This window comes from Mesorhizobium sp. M7A.F.Ca.CA.001.08.2.1, assembly GCF_003998455.1.
GTDB classification, from domain to species: Bacteria; Pseudomonadota; Alphaproteobacteria; order Rhizobiales; family Rhizobiaceae; genus Mesorhizobium; species Mesorhizobium ciceri.
The window spans coordinates 1-1,699 of record NZ_RZPW01001041.1 but is presented as its reverse complement, the minus strand read 5'-3'; the positions used below and the strand labels follow the sequence as shown (position 1 = coordinate 1,699).

The 1,699-nt window shown below is 64.5% G+C and carries 3 protein-coding genes; 1 reads left to right on the top strand and 2 read right to left on the bottom strand.

Going from position 1 to position 1,699, the window contains the following annotated elements; translation table 11 throughout:
• The coding region (locus EN914_RS34500; protein WP_281034692.1) for a transcription antitermination factor NusB at nucleotides 1-382 on the bottom strand (382 nt) is incomplete at its 3' end.
• Complete coding sequence (htpX, locus tag EN914_RS34495; RefSeq protein WP_024504208.1) at nucleotides 379-1,398, bottom strand: zinc metalloprotease HtpX; 1,020 nt, start codon at nucleotides 1,396-1,398, stop codon at nucleotides 379-381. The genes EN914_RS34500 and htpX, both read right to left, overlap by 4 nt.
• Nucleotides 1,399-1,503: 105 nt before the next feature.
• On the opposite strand from htpX, the gene EN914_RS34490 reads away from it, so the two are divergent.
• The coding region (locus EN914_RS34490; RefSeq protein WP_127389642.1) for a DUF1674 domain-containing protein at nucleotides 1,504-1,699 on the top strand (196 nt) is incomplete at its 3' end.

Here is a 1,699-nt window from a genome sequence, read left to right as displayed (position 1 = left end):
ATGCCACGGCGCTGTCGGGAATATCGAGGAACAGGATCTGTGCGGCCGCCACATGCAATATGTGCGACAGCGCCGTGGCATTGGGCGGCAGCGGCTTTTCCAGGCGCCGCGCCAAGAGCCCCGATATGGTCATGCGATAGCGCAGCGCGGTGACCAGAATGGCGCGGACAAGGCCGCGATCGCGCAAATCGAGCGCCTTGTATTGCGGGTGGCCGTTCTCGTGATCGGTCAGCCCGTCAAGCGGTGTCCTGGCATCGATGACGGCGGCAAGCAGGCGGGCCGCTGCCTTGCGCGCGGCGAGACCGGCGACGAAGTCGCCGCCGTCCCTGTGTTCCTGATCACCTGAAACCGTGCGTCGAGGTCCTCTGTCCGCCACGCTCACGACCACCGGCCCCTGGGCCCGGTCGGATTGCGACCCCATGGGTTGGATTTGGGCTTGGCGGGCTCCGCCGGCTGCTCGGGCCTTGCTGTCTGATCCCACGGGCCGGATGGCCGCAGTTCGTCCGCCTGGCGTGGCGTTGGGGCCTGGCGCGGTGCAGCCCGGGTTTCGCTGCCGGCCATGTCGCGCGCCATCGCCTGCAAGGCTGCAATGCGGTTCTCAGTGGCGGGGTGGGTGGAGAACAGGCTGTCCATGCGCTCGCCGTGAAGGGGATTGATGATGAAGAGATGCGCGGTCGCGGGATTGCGCTCGGCATCGGGGTTGCGGATGCGTTCGGCGCCGCGGGCGATCTTGTCAAGCGCCGATGCCAGCCAGAGCGGGTGTCCACAGATTTCGGCGCCACGTCGGTCGGCCTCGTATTCGCGGGTGCGGCTGACCGCCATCTGCACGACCATCGCGGCAAAGGGCGCTACGATCATCGCCGCCAGCACGCCGACAAAGCCGAACGGATTGTTGTCGCGATTGCCACTGAAAAAGAAGGCGAAATTGCCGAGCATCGAAATGGCACCGGCAAAGGTGGCGACGATCGTCATGGTCAGCGTGTCGCGGTGCTGCACATGGGCGAGTTCGTGCGCCATGACGGCTGCGACCTCTTCAGGCGTCAGCGCCTGCAACAGGCCGGTGGAGGCAGCGACCGCCGCGTTCTGCGGGTTGCGGCCGGTGGCAAAGGCGTTCGGCTGCGGATTGTCGATCAGGTAGGTCTTCGGCATGGGCAGGCCGGCCTGTTTGGCGAGCGACTGGACGATGGCGTAATATTCGGGCGCGTTCTTCTCGTCGACCTCGACGGCACGGTTCATCGACAGCACCATCTTGTCGGCATTCCAGTAGCTGAACAGATTGGTGCCGGCGGCGATCAGCAGCGCGATCATCATGCCGCCGGTTCCGCCGATCAAAAAGCCGACGCCCATGAACAGCGCGGTCATCGCGGCAAGAAGCATGGCGGTGCGAAGTGTGTTCATCGTCTGCTCCTGTCCAGGTGATAGCGAAAAGGGGTCGATCCGCTTCGTCTCATCGCTATATGATGGGAAACACCAGTTCCCGTTTCAATCCGCCGGAAATATCGCATGAACGACGAAGCCAGTAAAACCGATGCCGAGCTTGCCCATGATGTGGAGCCAAAGGCGCTGACGCCAGAAGCCAGACGTGCGCTCGCGGAAGCCGAAGCAAGGCGTGTAAAGTACCTGGAAAAGGAAGCCTCGGCGCCGAAGGAAATCGGCGGCCGCGGCGGCAAGGAGCCCGGCCGCTACGGCGACTGGGAGG